This window comes from Enterococcus sp. LJL99 (assembly GCF_054871725.1).
The window spans coordinates 368,948-394,413 of sequence record NZ_JBTXLT010000003.1; the positions used below are offsets into that span (position 1 = coordinate 368,948).

19 protein-coding genes are annotated in these 25,466 nt (G+C 36.1%); 10 read left to right on the top strand and 9 right to left on the bottom strand.

Translation table 11 applies throughout. The features are described 5' to 3' along the window. Window positions 1-79 precede the first annotated feature (79 nt). On the bottom strand, window positions 80-481 hold the full coding sequence (locus ACYSNW_RS07050; RefSeq protein WP_461743780.1) for a hypothetical protein: 402 nt from the start codon (window positions 479-481) through the stop codon (window positions 80-82). A gap of 255 nt (window positions 482-736) precedes the next feature. Continuing rightward, on the bottom strand, window positions 737-1,267 hold the full coding sequence (msrA, locus tag ACYSNW_RS07055; protein WP_461743781.1) for a peptide-methionine (S)-S-oxide reductase MsrA: 531 nt from the start codon (window positions 1,265-1,267) through the stop codon (window positions 737-739). Window positions 1,268-1,409: 142 nt separating this feature from the next. Between msrA and ACYSNW_RS07060 the strand changes: the two genes are divergently transcribed. Then, entirely contained in the window at window positions 1,410-2,132 is a 723-nt protein-coding gene (locus tag ACYSNW_RS07060; RefSeq protein WP_461743782.1) for a glucosamine-6-phosphate deaminase, read from the top strand. Between the two features lie 150 nt (window positions 2,133-2,282). Here the strand turns inward: ACYSNW_RS07060 and ACYSNW_RS07065 are convergent, their stop codons facing one another. The 4 genes from ACYSNW_RS07065 to ACYSNW_RS07080 all read right to left on the bottom strand — a co-directional run bounded on the left by ACYSNW_RS07065 (window position 2,283) and on the right by ACYSNW_RS07080 (window position 11,629). Further along, on the bottom strand, window positions 2,283-2,936 hold the full coding sequence (locus ACYSNW_RS07065; protein WP_461743783.1) for a GNAT family N-acetyltransferase: 654 nt from the start codon (window positions 2,934-2,936) through the stop codon (window positions 2,283-2,285). 120 nt (window positions 2,937-3,056) lie between these two features. Then, on the bottom strand, window positions 3,057-6,710 hold the full coding sequence (gene rpoC, locus ACYSNW_RS07070) for a DNA-directed RNA polymerase subunit beta' (RefSeq protein ID WP_461743784.1): 3,654 nt from the start codon (window positions 6,708-6,710) through the stop codon (window positions 3,057-3,059). A 332-nt stretch (window positions 6,711-7,042) separates the two neighbouring features. Further along, window positions 7,043-10,660 carry a DNA-directed RNA polymerase subunit beta gene (gene rpoB, locus ACYSNW_RS07075; protein WP_461743785.1) on the bottom strand — a complete coding sequence of 1,206 codons (3,618 nt, stop codon included), beginning with the start codon at window positions 10,658-10,660 and terminating at the stop codon, window positions 7,043-7,045. Between the two features lie 390 nt (window positions 10,661-11,050). Next, a complete protein-coding gene (locus ACYSNW_RS07080) occupies window positions 11,051-11,629 on the bottom strand; it encodes a polymer-forming cytoskeletal protein (RefSeq protein WP_461743786.1) in 579 nt (192 codons plus the stop codon). Between the two features lie 575 nt (window positions 11,630-12,204). Between ACYSNW_RS07080 and ACYSNW_RS07085 the strand changes: the two genes are divergently transcribed. The 5 genes from ACYSNW_RS07085 to ACYSNW_RS07105 all read left to right on the top strand — a co-directional run bounded on the left by ACYSNW_RS07085 (window position 12,205) and on the right by ACYSNW_RS07105 (window position 17,731). After that, complete coding sequence (locus ACYSNW_RS07085; protein ID WP_461743787.1) at window positions 12,205-13,182, top strand: ABC transporter substrate-binding protein; 978 nt, start codon at window positions 12,205-12,207, stop codon at window positions 13,180-13,182. 153 nt (window positions 13,183-13,335) lie between these two features. Next, entirely contained in the window at window positions 13,336-14,286 is a 951-nt protein-coding gene (locus tag ACYSNW_RS07090; RefSeq protein ID WP_461743810.1) for an ABC transporter permease, read from the top strand. Continuing rightward, entirely contained in the window at window positions 14,286-15,095 is an 810-nt protein-coding gene (locus ACYSNW_RS07095; protein WP_461743788.1) for an ABC transporter ATP-binding protein, read from the top strand. Before ACYSNW_RS07090 ends, ACYSNW_RS07095 begins: the two co-directional genes overlap by 1 nt. A gap of 401 nt (window positions 15,096-15,496) precedes the next feature. Continuing rightward, entirely contained in the window at window positions 15,497-16,486 is a 990-nt protein-coding gene (locus ACYSNW_RS07100) for a biotin--[acetyl-CoA-carboxylase] ligase (RefSeq protein WP_461743789.1), read from the top strand. A gap of 273 nt (window positions 16,487-16,759) precedes the next feature. Further along, window positions 16,760-17,731, top strand: coding sequence for an LPXTG cell wall anchor domain-containing protein (locus ACYSNW_RS07105; protein WP_461743790.1), 972 nt, complete (start codon window positions 16,760-16,762; stop codon window positions 17,729-17,731). Window positions 17,732-17,803: 72 nt separating this feature from the next. Here ACYSNW_RS07105 and menA read toward each other — a convergent pair whose 3' ends face one another. The 3 genes from menA to pplA form a co-directional block, all read right to left on the bottom strand. Continuing rightward, window positions 17,804-18,748 carry a 1,4-dihydroxy-2-naphthoate polyprenyltransferase gene (gene menA, locus ACYSNW_RS07110; protein WP_461743791.1) on the bottom strand — a complete coding sequence of 315 codons (945 nt, stop codon included), beginning with the start codon at window positions 18,746-18,748 and terminating at the stop codon, window positions 17,804-17,806. A 44-nt stretch (window positions 18,749-18,792) separates the two neighbouring features. Beyond that, window positions 18,793-19,875: an FAD:protein FMN transferase gene (locus ACYSNW_RS07115; protein ID WP_461743792.1), complete on the bottom strand. Its 1,083-nt coding sequence runs from the start codon at window positions 19,873-19,875 to the stop codon at window positions 18,793-18,795. A gap of 225 nt (window positions 19,876-20,100) precedes the next feature. Next, entirely contained in the window at window positions 20,101-21,033 is a 933-nt protein-coding gene (gene pplA / locus ACYSNW_RS07120; protein ID WP_461743793.1) for an extracellular electron transfer flavoprotein PplA, read from the bottom strand. Between the two features lie 270 nt (window positions 21,034-21,303). Here pplA and ACYSNW_RS07125 point away from each other — a divergent pair, with 270 nt between their 5' ends. From ACYSNW_RS07125 to ACYSNW_RS07140, 4 genes are all read left to right on the top strand, one after another. Then, window positions 21,304-23,205 carry an FAD-dependent oxidoreductase gene (locus tag ACYSNW_RS07125; RefSeq protein ID WP_461743794.1) on the top strand — a complete coding sequence of 634 codons (1,902 nt, stop codon included), beginning with the start codon at window positions 21,304-21,306 and terminating at the stop codon, window positions 23,203-23,205. Between the two features lie 195 nt (window positions 23,206-23,400). Further along, complete coding sequence (locus ACYSNW_RS07130; protein ID WP_461743795.1) at window positions 23,401-23,826, top strand: NusG domain II-containing protein; 426 nt, start codon at window positions 23,401-23,403, stop codon at window positions 23,824-23,826. Window positions 23,827-23,839: 13 nt separating this feature from the next. Next, on the top strand, window positions 23,840-24,406 hold the full coding sequence (locus ACYSNW_RS07135; RefSeq protein WP_461743796.1) for a Gx transporter family protein: 567 nt from the start codon (window positions 23,840-23,842) through the stop codon (window positions 24,404-24,406). Window positions 24,407-24,442: 36 nt separating this feature from the next. Then, on the top strand, window positions 24,443-25,429 hold the full coding sequence (locus tag ACYSNW_RS07140; protein WP_461743797.1) for a polyprenyl synthetase family protein: 987 nt from the start codon (window positions 24,443-24,445) through the stop codon (window positions 25,427-25,429). Window positions 25,430-25,466: the final 37 nt, after the last annotated feature.

Genomic DNA, 25,466 nt, shown 5'->3' on the forward strand with positions numbered 1-25,466 from the left:
TGGAACTCGCTCTCAGTATTTGACTTTCCATTCTTGATTTCCACCAAATTCGAACATCTAGCTATTTTTCAAGCACGTGTTAATTTAAAAAACCGCCATAAACTATCTCCCATTCTTCCTTTTTTTCTAGTATCCAATAAAAAGAATACGTAGTAAAATCGGATAATGTTCCTGCACTTATACCGGTCCTGATTTCTGAGCTAAAAGCAATCTTCTCGGCGTCTTCCTTACTATCTAAAACACCTTGAAAACTTTTAAGCACTCCATCAGACTCTTTTTCATCAAACGTTAACGAACTCAGTTTGCCACCGAAAACTCCAGGAACATATTCTTTATATTGATTTTCAACTGTCGTCATCGCTGACTGAATCTCACGTTCAGAATATTGATCTGTTTGACCGATACTTTCCGTTGTCTTCCTAGAGCAAGAAGATAAAACCAGCAAAAAAAGAACCACAACAAACACCTTGATAGATTTCATACAAAAACTCCTTTTTTATCATTATATTGATTTGAAAATTTAATCCTTAAAAAGAAACCCAATCAAACAACTTATTATAATAAATTATATAATACTGAATTTGTAAGGACAATCTAGCTTATTAAGACCTTAATTATATTTAACAAATTCGCGCTATTGATTTTGTTTCAACGAAAAAAAGAAGCTGAAATATTATCACGTTTGACAAGTATCTCAGCTTCTTTCATTAACTATATTTTCGTAAACTTATTTTGGCTATTTCTTCCAATTTTTACGAATAAAACCCGCTCTTCCTGAACCTTCGCGATATAAATTATAATGAACAGCATTTTTCTTATAATAATCTTGATGGTAATCTTCTGCTGGGTAAAAAATTTGTGCTGGTTCTATTTTAGTTACAATTGGCTGACTAAAACGACCACTTGCTTGTAACGCCGCTTTTGATTTTTCCGCAATCTCTTTTTGTTCTTCATTTGCATAAAATATCACGGGTCTATAAGAATCCCCTCGGTCTGCAAATTGTCCTAATGCATCAGTAGGATCCGTTTGTTGCCAATAGATTTCCACTAATTCTTGATAAGAGATTATGTCAGGATCATAAGTAATTTCTACTGCTTCTGTATGTCCTGTTGTTCCAGTCGTTACTAAATCATAAGTTGGATCAACTACATGTCCACCAGTGTATCCTGACACAACCGAAAGAATACCAGCCTGACTAGTAAATGGTTTGACCATACACCAAAAACAGCCACCCGCAAAAATAGCTTTTTCTATACGTTGTTCCATCAATGCCTCACCTCTTCTTTTATCTATCATAAACCCGAAAGACAAATAATGACATTGATTTGCTTTTTTGCAAATTTCACTTGACATGGGATGCTTCCCACATGTTACAGTTTAGTCAACTAATTAAAACGAGGTGGATGAAATGAAAATTATTATTGAAAAAAATTATGACGAAATGAGCCGTGTGACAGCAAATATTCTTTTAGGAAAAATGTATCAAAATAAGCGCGTAAATTTATCAATCACTGCTGGTTCAACTCCTGTAAAAATGTATGAATATTTGATCAAGGATGTTAAAGAAAAAACTTACTTAGACAATGTTCATTACTATAACTTTGATGAAGTTCCTTTTAAAAAGAAAAAAGGTTATGGGATCACGATGTCGAATTTAAATAAACTTTTTTTCGAACCCGCTAAAATCGATCCTGCAAAAATTCATGTACTCGACGAAAAAAATTATACTAGTCAGGATACAAGGATCGAGCAAGATGGTGGACTAGATTTAATTTTATTGGGAATTGGATCTGATGGACATTATTGCGGAAATTTACCTGGAACGACTACCTTTGAAGATTTAACGACTCGTGTCGACGAAAGTGCTGTACCAGGAATGAGAGAAGTGTTACTACATGAAGTTGGCGGTGATGAGGAGGAATGTCCAGACTTTTATGTCACTATGGGGCCAAAAAGTGTCATGCGCGCCAAAGAAATCGTTTTGTTTGCAACAGGAAAATCAAAAGCTGAAATCATTAAAAAAGCCTTTTTCGGACCAATCACAAATGACGTTCCCGCTTCATTATTGCAACTTCATCCAAATTTGACTATCGTTTTGGATCAAGAAGCAGCTTCTGAAATAAAAAAATAATAACGAAGAAAGTGGTGAGTAGAACAAAAACAGTTCTTTCGGAAATTCCTTCTTATTGTGATAAATCACAAAGAACTTAGTGAGTCGATGATGCATTGTACCTACTTGTTTCTCGAAGCTAACCGTTTTTGTCCCACTCACTTTTTTTAATCAGTTTATTTGTTGCTTAAAGCTAAAATTTTCAATTGTATCGTCTTCATTAGTTAATGTATCATTTGAAAAATTAGCAAAACCATTACTGCTATAAAACTTAAGATTATTTCTATTTTGGGTCATTAATGCGACTGTTCCACCACCATGTTTCTTTATATAAGAAAGCACACACTCTTGTAATACGCGTCCTCCAATCCCTTCCCCTTGTCGTTGTTTACTAACAGCCAATGTGTCTACATACCATACATCCGAACCAAGCTTTTTACACGCTTCCTGCGCTTTCTCATAAATCTGCATAAATTTTAAGAAGCTACGCAATCCTAAATCATTGATTAATTTCCATCCGCCAGCTAATGTATAATCTAAAAAATCAACCTCACCAGCAGCTTTCTTTTTGACTAATGCCGCTGCAACGATTTGATTTTGAATCGTCGCTACAAAACAAAGATGTTTTCGAAAATAAGATATAGTATTTACCGAAAATAAATCATGTACAAATTTAGGTTGGTTTTTCCCTGTTGGATTGAAAAAATTGATTAATGGATCATTTTTAAAAGACTCCGCAAACAAGTTGATAACGAATGGTAGCTCTTCTTTTTGAGCTAAACGAAAATCTATAGTATCTTTTTGCCGCTTTAAATTATTGCTCATCACATACCTCCTATTTAATAATTAAAAATTTTTTAAATGATTTTTTTGTTAAATGAATAATAATAAAAATATAGGTTGGAACAAAACGAAACCATCGTCTGTGTTCCAACCTTAATTTTATTAACTATTTAATTCATTCAACGCATCTTCAGCTGCCATTTGTGCTTCAATATCAGAGATACTGTACACATTTTCGCTCGCTACGCCGACTTCTTTTGGTTCCATGTTACGGTAACGAGCCATACCAGTACCAGCTGGAATGATCTTACCGATGATAACATTTTCTTTCAATCCAAGTAATGGATCTTTTTTGCCACGAATCGCTGCATCTGTTAACACACGAGTCGTTTCTTGGAATGACGCAGCAGATAAGAAACTGTTTGTTTCTAATGATGCTTTTGTGATTCCTAGTAAAACTGGACGGCTTGTTGCAGGTACGCCACCAGCGACCAATGTATCGTAGTTACGATCTTTAAATTCAGCAATATCAAGTAATGTTCCTGGCAAGATATCTGTATCACCTGGATCCATGACACGAACTTTACGAAGCATTTGACGAACCATTACTTCGATATGTTTATCGCCGATTTCTACCCCTTGCATACGGTAAACACGTTGTACTTCACGCAATAGGTAGTTTTCAACAGAAAGCACATCACGTACTTGTAGTAATTGTTTTGGATCAATCGAACCTTCTGTCAGTGGTGCACCACGGTGGATAATATCTCCTTCTACTACTTTCATACGTGCAGTATACGGTACTGTATACGTACGTGTATCTGTTTTTCCTTTGATGGTTACTTCTTTTTGACGTGTTGCAGGATCTTCAGAAATATCGATGACTTCACCAGTAACTTCAGTGATAACTGCTTGTCCTTTAGGATTACGTGCTTCAAAGATTTCTTGGACACGAGGGAGACCTTGTGTGATATCATCACCGGCAACCCCACCTGTATGGAACGTACGCATCGTCAACTGAGTACCAGGTTCTCCAATTGATTGAGCGGCAATTGTTCCAACTGCTTCCCCAACTTCAACACCAGAACCAGTCGCTAAGTTACGGCCGTAACAATGTTTACATACACCATGTTTCGTATTACATGTAAAGACTGAACGGATGGTTACTTTTTCAATCCCAGCATCAACGATTTCTTTTGAAATATCTTCTGTAATCAGTTGATTTTCATCAATAATCATCTTACCTGTTTCAGGATTTGTAATTGATTTACGTGTATAACGACCCAATAGACGTTCTTCTAATGGTTCGATGATTTCATTTCCTTCACGGATTGCTTCGATATCTAAACCACGATCCGTTCCACAATCATCTTCACGAATAATTACATCTTGCGCTACGTCAACTAAACGACGTGTCAAGTATCCAGAATCGGCTGTCTTCAAGGCGGTATCGGTCATCCCTTTACGCGCTCCATGAGTTGAGATAAACATCTCTAAGACAGAAAGTCCTTCACGGAAGTTTGAGATGATTGGCAATTCCATGATACGTCCATTTGGAGCGGCCATCAATCCACGCATCCCAGCAAGCTGAGTAAAGTTGGAGATGTTACCACGGGCTCCAGAATCTGACATCATGAAGATTGGATTTTTTGCATCCATACTTTCGATCAGTTTTTGTTGGATTTCATCTTTAGCTGCATTCCACACGCCAATAACACGTTCATAACGCTCGTCATCAGTAATCAAACCACGACGGAATTGTTTTGTAATATTTTCTACTTGTTTGTGGGCATCATCAATAATCGCTTGTTTTTCATGTAAAACCATGATATCCGCAATACCAACAGTCATCCCAGCATGTGTAGAATGTTTATAACCTAAGTCTTTCATTCTATCTAACATCTTAGAAGTTTCAGTGATATGGAATCGTTTGAAGACTTCTGCAATGATATTTCCTAGATTTTTCTTCTTGAATGGCAACACTAATTCTTGCTCTTTAATATGAGCTGGAATATCAGTCCCTGCTTCAACGAAATACTTATCAGGTGTTTGAACTGTTAAGTTATAATCTGTTGGTTCATTCAAGTAAGGGAACTCGATTGGCATAATTTCGTTAAAGATGATTTTACCTACAGTTGTAACTAAAATACGTTCCTTTTGCCAATCTGTAAATGGTTTGTCTCCAAGTAAAGTTGTTTGAACACCGATACGTGAATGCAAGTGAACATAGCCATTACGCCATGCCAATACTGCTTCATTCATGTCACGGAAGATCATTCCTTCACCTTCACGACCTTCTTCTTCCATCGTTAAGTAATAGTTTCCTAATACCATATCCTGAGAAGGTGTAACCACTGGTTTTCCATCTTTAGGATTCAAGATGTTTTGAGCCGCAAGCATTAACATACGTGCTTCTGCCTGTGCTTCTTCATTCAACGGTACGTGTACCGCCATTTGGTCTCCATCGAAATCGGCATTATACGCTTCACATACTAATGGGTGAAGTCTGATTGCGCGTCCTTCAACTAAGACAGGTTCAAATGCTTGGATACCCAATCTATGCAACGTAGGTGCTCGGTTTAGTAAAACTGGATGCTCTTGGATTACTTCTTCCAAGATATCCCAAACTTCATCTTCTCCACGCTCGATTTTTCTCTTTGCGTTTTTGATGTTTGTTGCGATTTCACGTTGAACCAATTCACGCATAACGAATGGTTTGAACAACTCGATCGCCATTTCTTTTGGTAAACCACATTGATACATCTTCAAGTTCGGTCCAACTACGATAACTGAACGGCCAGAGTAATCGACACGTTTACCCAATAAGTTTTGACGGAAACGACCTTGTTTCCCTTTTAGCATATGTGAAAGAGATTTTAACGGACGATTTCCTGGTCCTGTTACTGGACGACCACGACGACCATTATCGATTAACGCATCTACCGCTTCTTGTAACATACGTTTTTCATTTTGAACAATGATATTTGGTGCATTTAAGTCTAACAAACGTTTCAAACGATTGTTACGGTTAATTACACGACGATACAAATCATTCAAATCACTTGTCGCAAAACGACCACCTTCTAATTGAACCATTGGACGTAAATCTGGTGGAATAACTGGAATAACATCCATAACCATCCAGCTTGGTTCATTTCCAGAAGCACGAAAAGCTTCTAAAATATCCAAGCGACGAATTGCACGTGTTCTTTTTTGACCTTGTGCCGTTTTCAATTCTTCTTTCAAAGAAGCGACTTCGCCATCTAAATCAACGTTATCTAATAATTGTTTAACAGCTTCCGCACCCATTGCTGCAGAAAAACCTTGACCATATTGATCACGTTTATCACGATATTCACGTTCTGTTAATAATTGTTTTTTCTCTAATGACGTATCACCAGCATCGATTACCACATAAGAAGCAAAATAAATAATTTCTTCTAAGGCACGAGGACTCATGTCTAACACAAGACCCATACGAGACGGAATACCTTTAAAGTACCAGATGTGTGAAACTGGAGCTGCTAACTCGATGTGTCCCATACGTTCACGACGAACTTTAGAACGAGTCACTTCCACTCCACAACGGTCACAAACAATACCTTTATAACGAATACGTTTATATTTTCCACAAGCACATTCCCAGTCTTTAGTAGGACCAAAAATACGCTCACAGAACAACCCTTCACGTTCAGGTTTTAATGTACGATAGTTAATCGTTTCTGGTTTTTTTACTTCACCGTAAGACCAACTTCTGATCTTCTCTGGAGAAGCCAAACCAATTTGCATACTTTCGAATTTATTTACATCGATCAAAAGGGATTCCCTCCATTTCTTGATAGGTAGAACTAGCACAATTGATTAAACAGCATGTCGTAATCTAAAATCACTTCTTGACCGTTCAACTATTGCCAGACGACTTGTACTTTTCAGCAAGATAGATTTTTTGTAGAAATCAGTTGGATACAGTGGAATTACTTAAGAATTCCAACGCCTCCTAACTCTTTTCTGCTCTCACTATTTCTGTAAATCCAATAATGTAGGTGAGACAAAAGCAGCTAATCGGTTCGCAAAGCTTATCGCTTTTGTCCCACCTCTTCCATTTGGACTTACTTTAAACGAGCAAACTTTAATCAGGCAACAAAGAATTAGTCTTGAACATCTTCTGCTGTTTCAATTTCTTGCGTTAAATCTTCTTCTGCAGAAACTTTAGCAGCTTCCGCTTCTTTTTCTAGTTGTTTCGCTGATTGTTGTTCTGCAAATTTTGTTAGGGCATCAACAGTAATCAAGTCATCATCATCGTCATCCATATCACGTAATTCGATTTCTTGCTCTTCAATGTCCAATACACGCATGTCTAATCCAAGTGATTGTAATTCTTTTACCAATACGCGGAATGATTCTGGTACGCCTGGTTTTGGAATTGGCTCACCCTTGACGATTGCTTCGTATGTTTTCACACGACCAACTACGTCATCAGATTTGTATGTTAAAATTTCTTGTAAGGTATAAGCAGCACCGTAAGCTTCCAGTGCCCATACTTCCATCTCACCAAAACGTTGTCCACCAAATTGCGCTTTACCACCAAGTGGTTGTTGCGTAACTAGTGAGTAAGGTCCGATAGAACGAGCATGTAATTTATCATCAACCATGTGGGCCAATTTAATCATATACATCACACCGACAGAAATACGGTTATCAAATGGTTCCCCTGTACGTCCATCGTAAAGAACTGTTTTCGCATCACTAGCCATACCAGCTTCACGAACAGTTTCCCAAACATCATCATCATTTGCACCATCAAATACTGGTGTAGCGATGTGAATGCCTAATTGACGAGCAGCCATCCCTAAGTGTAACTCTAATACTTGTCCGATATTCATACGTGATGGTACCCCTAGTGGGTTTAACATGATATCGATTGGTGTTCCATCCGGTAAAAATGGCATATCTTCTTCCGGCATGATACGGGATACAACCCCTTTATTACCATGACGACCGGCCATCTTATCTCCTTCGTTAATCTTACGTTTTTGAACGATATAGACACGAACCAACATATTCACGCCTGGAGAAAGTTCATCGCCTGCTTCACGGGTAAAGATCTTCACATCGTGAACGATTCCGCCACCACCATGAGGAACACGTAAAGAAGTATCACGTACTTCACGCGCTTTTTCACCAAAAATTGCATGTAATAGACGTTCTTCTGCAGATAACTCAGTTACCCCTTTAGGAGTGACTTTACCTACTAATAAATCATTGTCTTTTACTTCAGCACCAATTCGGATGATTCCCATTTCGTCAAGGTCTTTCAATGCATCTTCCCCAACGTTTGGAATTTCACGAGTGATTTCTTCAGGTCCTAATTTTGTATCACGAGCTTCTGATTCATACTCTTCAATATGAATAGATGTATAAACATCATCTTTCACCAAGCGACGGCTCATGATGATCGCATCTTCATAGTTGTACCCTTCCCAAGTCATGAATCCAACTAAAACGTTTTGACCTAAAGCCATTTCTCCTTCTTCCATTGAAGGACCATCAGCTAAAGTATCGCCTTTTTCCACTTTTTCGCCTAAAAGAACGATTGGACGTTGGTTATAACTTGTTCCAGAATTTGAACGACGGAATTTTGTGACCATATATTTATCTAATGCACCGTTATCACGACGAACACGCACTTCTGCAGCATCCACATATTCAACGACTCCATCATGTTTACATAGTAATGCAGCACCCGAGTCATGGGCTGATTTGTATTCCATCCCAGTTCCTACTAGAGGCGAACGAGGTTGAACCAATGGCACGGCTTGACGTTGCATGTTGGCACCCATCAAGGCACGGTTGGAGTCATCGTTTTCCAAGAAAGGAATACATGCTGTTGCGACTGCAACTACCTGTTTTGGTGACACATCCATGTAATCGACTTTATCGATATCAACTTCCAAGTTTTCACTTTGTAGACGAGCCATAACGACATCTTCTGCAAACGTACCATCTTCATTTAATCGTGAGTTCGCTTGCGCTACGATGTAATGGTCTTCTGTGTCAGCAGTCAAATAATCCACTTGGTCCGTTACTTTTCCAGTTGCACGATCAACACGACGATAAGGCGTTTCAATAAACCCAAATTTATTCACTTTCGCATAACTAGATAAACTATTGATCAATCCAATATTCGGACCCTCAGGCGTTTCGATTGGACACATACGACCATAGTGGGAATAGTGAACGTCTCGAACTTCATAGCCGGCACGGTCACGAGTCAAACCACCAGGTCCTAAAGCAGAAAGACGACGTTTGTGTGTCAATTCTCCTAATGGATTGGTTTGATCCATGAACTGAGACAATTGAGAAGAACCAAAGAATTCTTTGATACTTGCAACAACTGGGCGAATATTAATTAATTGTTGTGGTGTCAATGTTTCTGTATCTTGGATTGACATTCTTTCACGAACCACACGTTCCATACGGGCTAAACCAATACGGAATTGATTTTGTAATAATTCACCAACTGAACGGATACGACGATTTCCTAAGTGATCGATGTCATCCACATTACCGATATCTTCCATCAAATTAAAGAAATAACTCATTGATGCAATAATATCCGCTGGACGAACTGTTTTCACACTTGTATCTGGGTAACCATTACCGATTACGTTAACAATACGCTCTGGATCTTTTGGTGAAAGCACTTTGATCACTTGAACGGTCATAGGTTCTGTGACTACGCCATCTTCTGAAGGATAGAATGTCACACTATTTAACCCATTATCAATATGTTCACCTAATGTTTCCATCACTTGGTGTGTTAAAACAGTATCTTTTTCAACTAAAATTTCACCTGTTTCAGGATCAACTAATGTTTCACCTAACGTCAAGTTCAATAAGCGTGTTTTTAAATCTAATTTTTTATTTACTTTATAGCGACCTACATTTGCTAAGTCATAACGTTTTGGATCAAAGAAACGAGCATTTAATAAGTTACGAGAACTATCTGCTGTTTTAGGCTCGCCTGGGCGAAGACGCTCATAAATATCTTTCAAGCCTTCCTCTGTACGAGTATCACTTGCATTCTTGTGTAAATCTTTTTCGATTGTATTACGTAAACTTAGAGATTCACCGAAAATTTCAAAAATTGTATCGTCTGAACCAAAACCAAGCGCACGAACCAATACAGTCAACGGAATTTTACGAGTACGGTCAATACGTACATAAGAAATATCTTTTGCATCTGTTTCCATTTCTAACCATGCGCCACGGTTAGGAATCACAGTTGAACCAAAGCCTTCTTTTCCGTTTTTGTCTACTTTCCCATGGAAATAAACACCTGGCGAACGAACCAATTGAGAAACGATTACTCGTTCTGCTCCATTGATAATGAATGTTCCCATTTCAGTCATTAGTGGGAAATCGCCAAAGAATACTTCTTGTGATTTGATTTCACCTGACTCACGATTTGTTAAACGTAACGTTACGTGTAATGGTGCAGAGTAGTTTGCATCATGTGAACGCGCTTCTTCAACCGTGTATTTTGGTTCTTTCAATTCATAATCTACAAATTCCAGCGATAAATTGCCTTGAAAATCGTCAATTGGTAAAATGTCCTCAAACATTTCTCTAAGTCCCTCATCTAAAAACCATTGATAAGAGTCTGTTTGAATTTCAATTAAGTTTGGTAATTCCAACACTTCACTGATCCGTGCGAAACTTCTACGTTCGCGGTGCTTTCCGTATTTTACTACGTGTCCAGCCAAGCTCTTCACCCCTCTAAATAAAGTTTATTCAAAACACTAACCGAATTATTTCTTTATTGTTACAAATATTAAATATCAGTAACAACAAGCATTTTTTGCGGCTTTTTAGGCAAAAAAAAACCAAAAATAGACTATGCTCTTGAAAATTTTCTCCTGCGTCTCTATTTTTGTTTCCCTATTTAAAACCGGAACGGACAATATTTCGCTCCTGCTTCAGCATTTTTCAGATAGTTTTTGCATCTATACATTTTACTTCTTTCTATAGTAAAAGTCAAGCAATTTTCAGATGGTATTTTCATAAAAACTAGACAAAAAAGCAAACACAAACTGAGTAAAAATCACTCAAAATGTGTTTGCTTAGAACATTTATTTTTTTAAATGAAAAACTGCTTATTGAACTGTTACTTCACCAGTTACTTCAGCACCATCTTTATCTAAAGTAGCAGATGTTTTGTACTCTTCTTTTTCAAAAGTCACTTTACCATCAACTTTAGTTCCATCTAAAACAAAGCCATTTGCTTTAACCAAGATGTCCCCTTTGACTGTTCCGTGAACGATGTTGAAGTTTTCAGATTCAACCACTAATTCAGGTACTGTCATCGTGTATTCAGCAGTTACTTTACGATCATCATCTTGTGAGTACAATGCTAATTTTCTGTAGATATCTTCAGAAGATTTTCCTTTATCGTGGAACTCTCCAGAAGCAGTCACATCTTTATCAAAAGTAACGTCTGCTGTTGCAGCAACGATCCAATTTCCATCTTTTCCTAAAGCTTTTTCAAGTACTTCAGGTTTATCACTAATGGATGCTGTGGTGACAACATCTGTAGTAGAACTAGATGCTGTTTCTTCTGTTTTACTATCAGAAGAACTATCTTTAGACTTGTCTTGATCACTGCCACATGCGGCTAGTAGAAATACTGCGGCTGCTCCTGTTACAATCAGTGTCATTAATTTTTTTGAACGCATAATGCATCCTCCTAAAATAGTTATTTAAAATCAATTGGATTTTATCATGAAACGAATAAATTGCATAATCATAACCTTTATTTCTCATTTTTTTATTTTTTAGTCCATTTTATTTTTACATTTTATTTATTTTAACTACTATTTGTATTTTTTTCATGCAGTTTTCCATTTACATATATCTATTCATTTTTTTTAAATCAATTAGCAACTACGTTATAATAAGAATTATCAGAAAATTTAGTTTAAATGATTGACAGGCATCTATTTTCTCCCTTATAATAGATACAATTCATTTGGCGGAGGAGATTCTTATGACATGCTCAACAAACGTACAATTGAATCCCACTTACTTTAGCTATTTTAGATAGATTTGTATTCGTGAACTCATGGGTGCAAATGACAAAAACCTGTTTTTGTATCTATGATGGCTAGGGCATTTTGCATTGAACAAGCAGCCACGTAGACGACCTCTAAGTGGCCTATGACAAAGTATACTATGACTTTTATCATCCATTTAGGCGTGCTGTCTAAATGGATTTTTTGTTTCACAACTATAAAATTTGGAGGAAATAAAGATGAAGAAAAGAGTATTAGGTTTCAGTATTTTATCTGCCTTAGCACTATTAACTATTAGCGCTTGCGGCAACGAAAAAAAAGCAGATGGCGAGAACAATTCGGACAACAAAAAAATCGGCGTATTACAACCGGTTGAGCATGCTTCTTTAGATGCTGCGTTCAAAGGGTTTAAAGAAGGTCTTGCTGAAAATGGTTTTACAGAAGGCGAAAATCTAACTATTGAATACAGCAATGCTCAAAATGATCAAGCTCAATTAAAAAGTATGAGTGAAAAATTAGTCAAAGATAAACCCGATTTGTTATTAGGAATCGGTACACCAGCAGCTCAATCTTTACTAAACGAAACAACAGAAATTCCTATCACAGTAACTGCCGTCACTGATTTAGTCGATGCTAAACTTGTTGACTCAGACGAAAAACCTGGTGGTAATGTTACTGGTACAACTGATATGGTCGCTATCGACAAACAAATCGAACTACTTTTAAATATCGTTCCTGATGCTAAAACCATTGGAATCATGTACAACGCTGGCGAATCAAATTCAAAAATCCAAGCTGACTTAGCAGAAAAAGCATTAAAAGATGCTGGCGTAAAAACAAAAGTCTTAACCGCAAACTCAACGAATGATGTACAACAGGTGACAACTAGTTTAGCTAAAGATGTCGATGGAATTTACATTCCTACAGATAATACTTTCGCTTCCGCTGCTGCCGTAATTGGGGATGTAGCAAAAGAGAAAAAAATTCCGATTGTAGCTGGTTCTATTGAACAAGTAGAAAACGGTGCTTTAGCAACTATTGGAATTAACTACACAGATTTAGGTAAACAAACAGGTGTAATGGCCGCTAAAATCCTTAAAGGTGAAGCAGAACCCGCAACGATGCCTGTAGAAAAAGCGAAAAATCTTGAATTATTTGTAAATAAAGAAATGGCTGAAGCGATTGGAATCGACCCTGATACAATCAAAGCACCATAATCTAGTAATCTAACAAGTAAACGGAAGCGAAAAAACTTTGAAGTTGAACTGAAATGACAACATCATCTTTTTAAAATTTCAGTTCACTTCTTACGTTTATTCTGTCTACTTACTAACTAATTCTATTGAAAGAAGTTGATTTTTTTGACCGACATATTTACGATTTTACTTTCTTCTACTTCTCAGGGCCTATTATGGTCTCTCTTAGCTATCGGTGTTTATTTAACTTATCGCATTTTAGACATTGCCGATTTGACGACAGAAGGAAGTTTCCCTTTAGGTGGGGCGGTGGCAGCTGTCACTTTGGTTAAAGAGCCAAGTACATGGCCAGCTCCGATTCAATCTATTTTAGGTCTCCATCCAATCATGACACCAATTTTCGCTTTAATTATTGCATTTTTAGCGGGAATGATTGCTGGACTAGTTTCGGGATTATTACATACCAAGTTAAAAATACCTGCTTTACTTGCCGGAATTATTACTATGACCGGATTATACAGTATCAACAACCGAATTATGAAGGCACCAAACATTTCATTAACTGGAACAAAGACTATTTTTAGTCCTGCTCAAGCACTAGGTCTTTCAAAAACAAATAGTGTCATTTTCGTCGGTTTACTGATTGTTTTATTGGTTATTGTCTTATTGGTTTTATTCTTCAGAACCGAAATCGGTTTAGCGACTCGTGCAACTGGAGACAATATTGATATGAGTGAAGCAAATGGTATCAAAACAGATAATATGAAAATCATTGGCTATATGCTCTCAAATGGCTGTATCGCTTTAGCTGGCGCATTGTTAGTACAAAACAACAGCTTTGCCGACTTAAATTCAGGTATCGGAACCATCGTTATTGGTTTAGCCTCAATCATTATTGCAGAAGTTTTATTTAGAAATAAATCATTGGGTATCCGTCTTGTTACTATCGTGATTGGTGCAATCCTTTACCGTTTTATTTTAGCTTGTGTCCTAGAATTAAACGTCGATCCAGCAGATTTGAAATTATTCTCAGCTATTATTCTTGTCATTTGTTTGTCTTCACCATTAATTCAAAAAAAATTGGGCTTTTCTAAACTCAAAAAGAAAAAAGGAGGAGCCAACTAATGCAACCTGTATTAACGATTAAAAATCTACACCAATATTTTGAACGTGGCACTGTTAATGAAAATCATGTGCTAAAAGGAATCGATTTAACAATCAATCAAGGTGAATTCATCACGATTATCGGTGGGAACGGAGCGGGTAAATCAACGCTTCTTAATAGCATTGCTGGTACGTTACCCATTGAAGAAGGACAAATTTTTCTAAATGATAAAGAGATTACTAAACAAAAAGTCGTAGCTCGCTCAAAACAAATCAGTCGCGTTTTCCAAGATCCAAAAATGGGGACTGCCGTTCGTTTAACAGTCGAAGAAAACATGGCTCTAGCAATGAAGCGTGGTAAAAAACGCGGCTTAAGTAATGGTGTGAAAAAAAATGACCGCTCTTTTTTCAAAGAACAATTAGCTAGTTTAAATTTAGGCTTAGAAAATCGCTTAACAGCTGAAATTGGGTTACTTTCTGGCGGTCAACGTCAAGCCATCACTTTACTAATGGCAACACTCATTCGACCTGAATTGATTTTGCTCGATGAACATACTGCTGCACTAGATCCAAAAACATCACTGACTGTTATGGAGCTAACAGATAAATTAATCAAAGAACAAAATTTAACAGCTTTTATGGTCACACATGATATGGAAGATGCGATTCGTTATGGTAATCGCCTAATCATGCTTCATCAAGGGCAAGTCGTAGTAGACGTTCCTGCTGAAAAGAAAAAAGAATTGACCGTTAATCAATTAATGGAAATGTTCCATCAAAATAGTGGAACAGAAATGAAAGATGATCAATTGCTTTTAGGAAGTGTCTGAAATAGATCATTTAATTTAAAATATAAATAGACTAAAGAACAGATGTTTTATTACATCCCAGTTCTTTAGCTTTTTATTTTTTTCATAAAAAAACTCCTCTAAAAATAAATGCATTTTTCCTCTAAGAACAAACTTTCACCTTTTTTGTTATTTTGCAAATTCCTCCTTCATAAGATACATCATATTTAATTGGTTTTCAGAGCTAATCACTAATCTGATGTAAAAATCATTCCTTCTATTTTTCAAAATTTTAGTTGTTTTTTACTTTTATTTTATTCACTATTTTATACTTATTTTGTATAAAAAAATAAGTATAAAGCTTTTGTTATATTTCCTTCCAACGGTTGACCATCTCATCCGTTTTCAGCTACAATAAGTCTACGACCGAAGGAGTGAAAAAAATGACTACAAAGAGTCAAGTTCTAACATTACTTATACAAGAAATGGGTCATTATATTTCTGGCGAGGAAATGGCGCAACAACTTTCACTTTCTCGAAATGCAATCTGGAAAGCTATCAATGAATTACGCAAAGAAGGACATGTAATCATTAGTATGAAACATAAAGGATACTGCTATGAAGCGAGCGATGTACTATGTGCGGAAGGAATTAAATTAGATTTAGCGGAGACCACACCTGAGCTTTCAATCACTGTTTTAGAACAATCTGAATCAACAATGAAAGATGCAAAAATAGCTGCACTTGATGGACAGCCAAGCAATAGCTTGATTATTGCCGATATGCAAGAAGCTCCTCGCGGAAGATTTGGGCGTCCTTTTTTCTCAAAACCAGGCTGCGGTATCTATATGAGTATGCTTTTAAGACCAAATAAAAATTTCGCAGAAATGGCTCAATACACTGTGATTATGGCTGTTGCGGTATCTAAAGCCATGGATGAATTAGCAAATGTCGCAACAGAAATAAAATGGGTCAACGATATTTATATCAACGGAAAAAAAGTCTGTGGTATATTATCCGAAGCAATGGCAGGTTTTGAATCTGGACAGGTTGCTAACGTTGTCATTGGCATGGGGATTAATTTTTCGTTAAAACAAAAAGATTTCCCGAAAGAATTACAACAAAAAGCTTCTTCTTTATTCCCAACTGGAAAGCCAACAATCACTCGTAATCAGTTAATTGCCAGTATTTGGAATCATTTTTATCAATTAGTTGATGCTCCATCTGAAACCTATTTGGATGCCTACCGTGAAAAATCATTCGTTTTAGGCAAAACAGTCGCTTTCACTCAAGCAGGAAAAGATTATGAGGGTATTGCTGTAGCTATTGATGATTACGGTGAATTAATTGTAAAACTATCCGATAACACAGAAAAAAAACTTTCTTCTGGCGAGATAAGTTTAAGTAAGATCGAAGATAAAACTAACAATTAAAACAAAAGCGTATCACGCGCATCGAAATCTAAGAAATAAGCCGTAAATTACAAAAATTATTTTTAATTTTTGTAATTTACGGCTTATTTCCATCTGGATTTCTGTACGTTCAATTTTAGAAAACAAAATGATAAGTGCTTGTATTCTTATCTTATCAGGTATTATTAAGAAAACTTTAAGATTGTAACTTTTTCATAAAAAATATTTCTTTGATTTCATATATGTTACAATATAGTTACAAAAAATAAAAAAGTAACAAAAAGGAGCTTATTTATGAAAAAATTGGTTTGTTCTATGATCCCTCTGCTATTTTTAATTCCAACAACTGCCTTTGCAGAAGAAGCACCAACTATTTCTCAATCAACAGTAGAAACCAACTCTTTATCTACTAGTTCTACCGAGGAAACTACAAGTACTACGTCGCAAGCAATTCAATCTAACGATACACAAAAACCAACGTCAACCTCCACCGAATCTGTCGATGAAAGTATTATCTCGTCTACAATACTTGTTTCACAGGGGGAGACACTGACCCTAGAGATGATTAAAACGGATGCTAGCCACCACGGCGTAACCTTCTACGATTTAAAACTTTTAGAAAAAGCAAATACAGAAAAATTAGGAAAAAATGCCGTTTCTATATCTTACTTTTCAGCTCCAGCTGATGAAAAAACACGCCAAGAAATAAAGCGAAAAATAGAAGATACAGCGGTAAATCCTAAAACAACATACGTTATTTCGTTTATTTCATATGACGCAAAGACCAATGAAGTAAAAGGACGCGTTCAATCTACCGACGACTCTCCAGTCAGCGGCGTTTCTATTTTTGGTCTAGATACAGCTAACTCTACTGAAGGAAATCCATTAACTATTCAAGAAATCTATCCATTTGCAACAGTTGTTACTCAAACTGACAGCGACGGCTATTTTACACTTCCAAATCAAGAAGATTTTAATTTATGTGCGTTCAATAGTGAACTTGGCATTTATTCTCCTGTTTATACATTAAAAAACCAATCCTTCTATGGAGAGGAAACAGTTAATTCAAGTCAAGAACCAATTAAAACGACAACTAGCGATACGTCAAAAAGAGTAGACAAAAAAGAAGATGATAGTAAAAAAGGAACTGGTATTTTCCCAAATACAGGAGAACAACAAAAAGTATGGTTCTCAATTTTAGGCATCGGAATCATTTTAGTCGTTGTTTTGCTAATTTTCATCAAAAATAAAAAGAAGAAAGTGTAACAAAAAAAGCAAGCTAGCTCACACAAGGACGAAATAATCTTCGTTCCAGTGATTTAGTTTGCTTTTTTTATTCTAAAATAGAATCATTAACAACAGGCCCAAAATATAACTGCTATTAAACGCTAATAAATTTTTAATTGAATGACGGAAACTTTTTGGCGCAGGCAATTCTTGTTTAAATGTTTGCAGGTTCTTCCAAACAATAGGTAATGATAGAAAAACAATTAAGATTGGCCAACGATAAACACCAAATAATAAGCCTAATAAAATTATAAGATAGCAAGCAAACATTAATAATTGAAATAAAACAATCCCTTGCTTACGACCAATATAATAAACAAGTGTATACCGATGATTTTCAATATCTGTATCCAAATCTCGCAAATTATTCGCTAACATAATATCTGCAATCGTAAATACCAATGGCATAGCAGCTAGTACAATCGCCAGTAAGCTCCATAGATGACCTGTTAAAGCAAACGTTCCTTTAGAAAAATCGATTGCTAAGAAAAATGGACGATTTTCAGTAACATTTAAATAAATTGTCATCGTGAAGATGCCCAAGCCCATCGTAAACCCACTAAAAACTTCTCCTAGAGGCATTCTAGACAGCGGAATCGGTCCAAAAGTATAAAAAATTCCGATAAAACAGCAGATTCCACCCATGATCAGAAATAGCCAACCTGTCTTCAACGTTAAAAATAATCCAATCAACGCAGTGAAAGCGACCATTCCAAAAATCATATTCCGGACTAAAACGGGCGAAACACCCGATTGTCCGATAATATTTTCCTGAAATTTATACACTTCTGATTTAGCTTTTTTAAAATCCATATAGTTATTAATCGCTGTTGTAGCCATATCAAAAACGACCATTCCAATAAAAAAGACAATCGTATAAAATAAATTGAACTGATGAAAATAAGCGATTGAAAATAAGAACCCCATGATAAAAGGAAACAAACTAGCCAATTTTGTTTGAATTTCTACCACTTGTAAAAACACTTTCCACGACATACGTATTCTCCTCTAGTTTTGAATTAATCTTGTAACCTATTCCCTTACTTTAACTCGTCACGATTTCCCATCGTGTAACCAGAATCTTTATCTATTTCAAATGTTTTTTCGATTCCCTTGCTCACATAAACTTTGTCGTCTTTTGTCACAAAAATTACATCAACATTATCTAAGCTTTCCGCATACTCTAAGCCTTTTTTAACACCCATTGAAAAGACAGCCGTTGATAAACCATCACCATCGATTGATTTATCCGTAATTACAGTGACTCCCGCAATATCATTATCAAAAGGATAGCCCGTATCTGGATCAAATAAATGATGATACTTTTGTCCGTCTACTTCTAAATAACGTTCATAGATTCCAGAAGTCACTAATGTTTTATTACTTTCTTTGATTTTTCCAATTACTGTATTACGCGCTTGATTAGGATCTTGAATCCCAACATTCCAATCTGCCCCTTCTTCTCGAGGGCTATTTCCTAGCACATAGATGTTTCCACCTAAATCCACAATCGCCGTGGTCACATCATTTTCTTCTAAAACTTTTACTACCTCATCCGTAATAAAGCCTTTAGCAATCGCACCTAAATCAAGAGCCATTCCTTTTTCTTCTAAATAAACCGTTTTTTCTTTATCATCTAGTTTTACTTTTGTATAATCCACTAATTTTAACGCTTCATCGATTTCCTCTTGCGACGGTTTTCTAGCATCTGGGAACCCAATGTGCCACAGTTGAGTTACTGGTCCAATCGCCATATCAAAACCACCATCAGAATCAGCGCTATACTCATACGCTCGTTTGACCAATTCATAAACATCATCCGATACTTTTACTGGTTTAATTCCCGCTTGGTCATTGATTTCATCGATTTCAGAGCCTTTTTCATTCACTGTAATTCGATCGCCCAAATCTTTTACTTTATCAAACGCTTTTTCCAAAACTTCTTCTTTTCCATCATCATAAATTCGGATTTGAACATACGTCCCAATCAATGTTTGTTGATCAGAATATGGCTCCTTATTGATTTTTGGTACGTCTGTTGCGGCTTTCTTAGTACTACATCCCGCTATCATAAATAAAAATAGAACCATACATCCGACAATCATTATTGTTCTTTTTTTCATATTATCCCTCTTTCTAAGAAAATTACTTAACTATAGTAGCGCGTTTTGTGTAGAATGAACAGTCTTTTAAGTGAAATTTTAACTTGAAACACATAAAAAGAGTGAGTCTTTAGCATAATGATCGGTTTTTACCGAACGCAATACCTTAGACCCACCCTAGATTTGAATAATTAAATTACCCTTGCGAATCAATTATCATTAAGAGCAATCTACATTTGTTCTAAATTATTTTGTTACAATATTGTCTACAACGATTTCAGCTGTATCACCTTTTTGAGCAGCATTGATTAATTGTTCTGCATAGATAACAAATGAATGTGTACTGTGTGTTGCACCAGTCACTACTTCTACATCGCCAGCTGTACCATCTTTTTCATTCATTACTTTAACTAATTCTGCATTTAATTCTGGAATATAAGTTTCTGGATCTGTACCAGATTTTTCTTTCATGCTCTTGTTGTAGTCAGCATCATCTTTTTTAGATTTGCCATCTGCATTAACACTATCATAGTTTGATTCAGTGACTTTACCATCTTTTACAACAATTGAGAATTGTGTATGGTAACCATTAGAATCATTTTTTTCTTTCAATGTATATGTGCCATCTTTCAAAGCAGCACCATTATCGATTTCAATTGTATCTGTATCTCCCATTTGAGCAGCTTGAATCAATTGTTGTGCGTAGTTTTGGAATGCATGACTTGAGTGAGTCGCACCTGTTACAACTTCTACACCATCAGCAGTTTGAGATTTAAGGAACGCTTCGTTAAGTTCAGGAATATACATATCTGGGCTAGTACCAGATTTTTCTTTCATGCTCTTGTTGTAGTCAGCATCATCTTTTTTAGATTTGCCATCTGCATTGATGTAATCATAGTCAGATTTTGTAATTTTACCATCTTTAACAGTCATTTCAAATACTGCACGGTAACCATTTGATTCATTTTTTTCTTCTAATTTATACGTACCATCTTTTAAATCTCCGCCAGCAACTTTTTCAGCAGCTGTTGATTCTTCTGTTTTTGAAGATTCACTTGTTGCTGTACTTGAGTCAGAAGATTTAGCTGTCTCTTTCTTGTCATCCGCGCCACAAGCGGCTAATAATACAGTTGCAAGAGCGATTGTAGTGAACCCTTTAACAAATTTATTAACTTTCATTTTATTCACCTGTTCCTTTTCTTTATATAATTTTTTATTTAAATCATCATTCTTTGTGATTCAATATACATTCTAACAATTTTTTGGTTTATGTCAATCAATCTCATGCGAAACCTACCTGAAATTAACAGTTTTTAACGTATTTTTAATCTAACTAATATTTTATCTGTTTTTGGAGTTTTGTTATTAGACAAAAAGCAATTGACCCTTTATAATATAAAGGATTGTATTATTATCATTTATTTATATATTTTAAGGAGCGGATTATCAATGGCAAAGCAAAATATTGTCGTTGTGGGTGCAGGCTATGCTGGGGTTTCAGCAACGAAATTTTTAGCAAAAAAACTGAAAAAAAATAGTGACGTAGAAATTACTTTAATTGACCGTCATTCCTATCACACCATGATGACTGAATTACACGAAGTAGCTGGAGGACGTGTTGAACCTGAAGCAATTCAGTATGATTTACAGCGTTTATTCTCTCGCAAGAAAAACGTCAACCTAGTTACCGATACAGTTACTGGTATTGACAAAGAAAATAAAATCGTTAAAACAAAATTAGGTTCTTATCCTTTCGATCAATTGATTATTGGTATGGGTGGTGAACCAAATGATTTTGGTACTCCTGGTGTTAAGGAAAATGGTTTTACTCTTTGGTCATTCGATGATGCTTTAAAAATTCGTGAGCACATTGAAGAAACTGTTGCAAAGGCAGCAATTGAACCCGATCCTGAAATTCGTAAATCAATGCTTACTTTTGTTGTTTGTGGTTCTGGTTTTACTGGAATCGAAATGATTGGAGAATTAATTGATTGGAAAGATCGTTTAGCTAAAAATGCGAAACTAGATCCAAACGAATTTACTTTGATGGTCGTTGAAGCAATGCCAACGATTCTAAATATGTTAACTCGTAATGATGCAGCGAAAGCTGAACGTTACTTAGAAAAGAAAAACGTAAAATTGCTTAAAAATGCACCAATCGTTGAAGTAGCGGAAGACCATATTAAATTGAAGGATGGTTCACAAGTACCAACTCATACATTAATTTGGACAGCTGGTGTTAAAGCAACCTCTGATGCTGCTGACTTTGGTTTGGAAGCAGCACGCGGTAATCGCTTAGTTGCAAATGAATATATGCAAGCTAAAGGTTACGAAGACAAAGATATTTATATCATTGGTGACCTAGTTTACTATGAAGAGTTTCCAGAAACACCAACACCTCAAATCGTTCAAGCTGCAGAACAAACTGGGCATACAGCTGCTGCAAATATAGTTGCTTCGATCAAAGGTGGCGAAAAACATAAGTTTAAAGGAAATTATCAAGGATTTATGGTTTCTATTGGCTCAAAATGGGGCGTAGCTAACTTATTCGACAAAATCCATCTTAGTGGATTCTTAGCTATTATCATGAAACATATCGTTAACTTGAAATATTTCTTTGATATCCGTTCTGGCTATTACATGTTCCAATACCTAATGCACGAATTCTTCCACATCAAAGATGATCGTAATGTGACTCGTGGACATTCTTCTCGTTATGGTAATGTTCTATGGAGTGTTCCTCTGCGTGTCTTCTATGGTTCTGTATGGCTAGTAGAAGCAATGAAAAAAGTAGTCGGAAATGGCGATTACTTAAAACCTAGCACTTGGTTTGGTGATGGCTCATGGTTTACCAATAACGTTGCCTTCCCATTCCCTTGGTTGCAAGAACAAGTAACAACTGGTGCTTCTGCTGCTGAAGGTACAACTGAAACAGCAACACAAGCGGCTCACTTTGGCTTAAGCTATGCTTATGGTGAAGAACCAATGCTTGTATTTGAACATATGCCAAAATGGTTTGAGAGTGTGATGAAAGTCATGATGCCAAATCAAGAAGTCGCTCTATTCTTCCAAAAATTCATGACAATCGTTGAAATCTTGATTGCTTTAGCATTGATCGCTGGATTATTTACATGGTTGGCTAGTGCTTCTACTATTGCATTAACAGCTGCATTCTGCTTATCTGGAATGTTCTATTGGGTAAATATTTGGTTTATCTTTGTAGCATTCGCCTTGATGAATGGTTCTGGACGTGCGATTGGTTTAGACCGTTGGGTAGTGCCATGGATTCAAGAAAAACTAGGAAAATGGTGGTATGGAACACCTAAAGCTAGATACGGCGACAAAAAGTAATTTAGCTTTATTGATTTCATCCTATTAGATAATAAGAAGGTCGAGACAGAAGTAACTTGCACTGAGACATAAGTAAAATTTAAAAGAGGAAACTTCCTTTTGATAAATTTTTTCTTATCCTTAAAAAGCTGCTTCTGTCTCGCCGTCTATTTAAATCACTTAATTTCAATGAAAACAACAAAGGAGAGAAAAGAGTTGCAAATTAAAAATTTTATTAAAAAAAGTTATTTGCGTCCGTGGGATTTTGCGATTATCATTTTACTTATACTCAGTTCTTTTTTGCCCCTTGTTGTTTTTGCAGTTCAAAACGGAAATCAAGACAGTTCCGTTACCAAACAAGCTGTTTTAAAAGTGGACGGCGAAATCATCAAAGTCTTTGATTTAAAAGAAGGCGGACAAAATTATACTTATAGATATGAAGATCCTGATGGAGATTATAATCTTATTGAAGTAGATGGTGATCGGATTCGTATCACTAAAACTAATTGTGGCGATTTATTATGTGTACGAAGAGGTTGGATTTCTAAAGCTGGAGAATCTCCCATTGTTTACCTACCGCATAAATTATCGATTTCTATACAAGCCTCTGACGGGAGTGAAGATGGCAGTTTAATTTATTAAACTGTGAACCTATATGAGTAAACTACAAAAACAAATTTATATCTCAATGCTTGTTGCACAAGGTGTAATTATTGGTTTATTAGAAAATATGATTCCTTATCCCTTTGCTTTTGCGCCAGGTGCTAAGCTTGGACTCGCGAATTTAATCACAATCATCGCTATTTTTACGATGAAAAAAAGAGAAAGTTTTTTACTTGTTATTTTACGATTATTACTTACAACCTTACTTGGTGGAACCATTTCAACACTACTCTTCAGTGCTAGCGGAGCCTTATTAAGCTATTTTGGAATGTTACTAGTTAAACAACTTGGACCAAAACGTGTCAGTATTATTGGAATTAGTGCGGTAGGTGGGTTCATGTTTAATGTAGGCCAATTATTAACTGCCTCGTTTCTATATGGTACTTGGACAACGATGCTCTATTTACCATTTCTAGCAATCTTTGGTATTCTCTCTGGAATCGCGATTGGAATTAGTGCAAATTATCTATTAAGACACGTCCGAACGATGCATCAATTTCAATTAGATTATGAAAAAACATCAAAACAAAAATGGAGCAATTACTTCAGTAGCCATTAAATTCGTTTCAACCAGTATAATTAAAGGAGTCATCTTATGAATATTCACCCTATGTGGAATAACTATCCACTATTAGCCAAAGAATTAAACCAAACTGTTGCCATCATGGAAAAAAGCGTACAGTTGAAAAACAAAGATGTAGAGACGGCTATCTTAACAATGATTCACTCTGGCGGAAAACTATTACGACCCGCTTACCAACTACTCTTTGCGCAATTTGGAAAAGAAAAAGAAGAAAAGAAGGTTGTCGCATTGGCTGCTTCTATTGAGTTATTGCATACAGCAACTTTAATTCACGACGATATTGTTGACGAAGCTGATATACGCCGAAACTTACCGACCATTCGTTCAGAATTTGGTAATAATACTGCCGTTTATGCAGGCGACTACTTATTTGTCTGCTGTTTTAAGCTCTTATCAGATTATTCTTCTTCATTGAAAAGCATTCAATTAAATTCTCGTAGTATGGAAAAAATACTTAGTGGCGAACTTGGCCAAATGGATCAACGTTATAATTTGGATATGACAATTAATCAATACTTAGAAAATATTTCTGGAAAAACAGCCGAATTATTTGCTTTAAGCTGTTTTATTGGTGCGTTAGAAAGCAATACCTCTGAGCGCTTTGCTAAAAAATGTGGTGATATCGGGACAAATATCGGGATTGCGTTTCAAATCATTGATGATATTTTGGATTATTCCCAAAGTTCAGAGCACATTGGTAAACCAGTTTTAGAAGATGTCCGTCAAGGAATCTATTCCTTACCACTTCTTTATGCTTTAAAAACAGATCGAAAAGCTGTTTTGCCGTATCTTAAGAAAAAAGAATTAATCTCTACCGATGAAATTAACGAACTTTATCACTTAATCCACAAGTTAGATGGCGTTACCCAAGCGCAAAAATTGGCAGCAGATTATACCAGAAAGGCCTTAAAGGAAATCAAAAAATTACCTGATACACCGACTCAAGCGAGAGAAACACTGCAAGAAATAACCGAAATGATTTTATTACGAACAACTTAAAAAAGCCTCCTCAAAAATGGATTACTCATTTTTGAGG

What these genes read in the sequence shown, in the direction of transcription:
- ACYSNW_RS07115 (WP_461743792.1), bottom strand. Translation starts at nt 19,875, where the DNA reads ATGAAAAAAAGAACAATAATGATTGTCGGATGTATGGTTCTATTTTTA.
- ACYSNW_RS07125 (WP_461743794.1), top strand. Translation starts at nt 21,304, where the DNA reads ATGGCAAAGCAAAATATTGTCGTTGTGGGTGCAGGCTATGCTGGGGTT.
- menA (WP_461743791.1), bottom strand. Translation starts at nt 18,748, where the DNA reads ATGTCGTGGAAAGTGTTTTTACAAGTGGTAGAAATTCAAACAAAATTG.
- ACYSNW_RS07080 (WP_461743786.1), bottom strand. Translation starts at nt 11,629, where the DNA reads ATGCGTTCAAAAAAATTAATGACACTGATTGTAACAGGAGCAGCCGCA.
- ACYSNW_RS07060 (WP_461743782.1), top strand. Translation starts at nt 1,410, where the DNA reads ATGAAAATTATTATTGAAAAAAATTATGACGAAATGAGCCGTGTGACA.
- ACYSNW_RS07100 (WP_461743789.1), top strand. Translation starts at nt 15,497, where the DNA reads ATGACTACAAAGAGTCAAGTTCTAACATTACTTATACAAGAAATGGGT.
- ACYSNW_RS07095 (WP_461743788.1), top strand. Translation starts at nt 14,286, where the DNA reads ATGCAACCTGTATTAACGATTAAAAATCTACACCAATATTTTGAACGT.
- ACYSNW_RS07050 (WP_461743780.1), bottom strand. Translation starts at nt 481, where the DNA reads ATGAAATCTATCAAGGTGTTTGTTGTGGTTCTTTTTTTGCTGGTTTTA.
- pplA (WP_461743793.1), bottom strand. Translation starts at nt 21,033, where the DNA reads ATGAAAGTTAATAAATTTGTTAAAGGGTTCACTACAATCGCTCTTGCA.
- ACYSNW_RS07105 (WP_461743790.1), top strand. Translation starts at nt 16,760, where the DNA reads ATGAAAAAATTGGTTTGTTCTATGATCCCTCTGCTATTTTTAATTCCA.
- ACYSNW_RS07065 (WP_461743783.1), bottom strand. Translation starts at nt 2,936, where the DNA reads ATGAGCAATAATTTAAAGCGGCAAAAAGATACTATAGATTTTCGTTTA.
- ACYSNW_RS07135 (WP_461743796.1), top strand. Translation starts at nt 23,840, where the DNA reads ATGAGTAAACTACAAAAACAAATTTATATCTCAATGCTTGTTGCACAA.
- msrA (WP_461743781.1), bottom strand. Translation starts at nt 1,267, where the DNA reads ATGGAACAACGTATAGAAAAAGCTATTTTTGCGGGTGGCTGTTTTTGG.
- ACYSNW_RS07085 (WP_461743787.1), top strand. Translation starts at nt 12,205, where the DNA reads ATGAAGAAAAGAGTATTAGGTTTCAGTATTTTATCTGCCTTAGCACTA.
- ACYSNW_RS07140 (WP_461743797.1), top strand. Translation starts at nt 24,443, where the DNA reads ATGAATATTCACCCTATGTGGAATAACTATCCACTATTAGCCAAAGAA.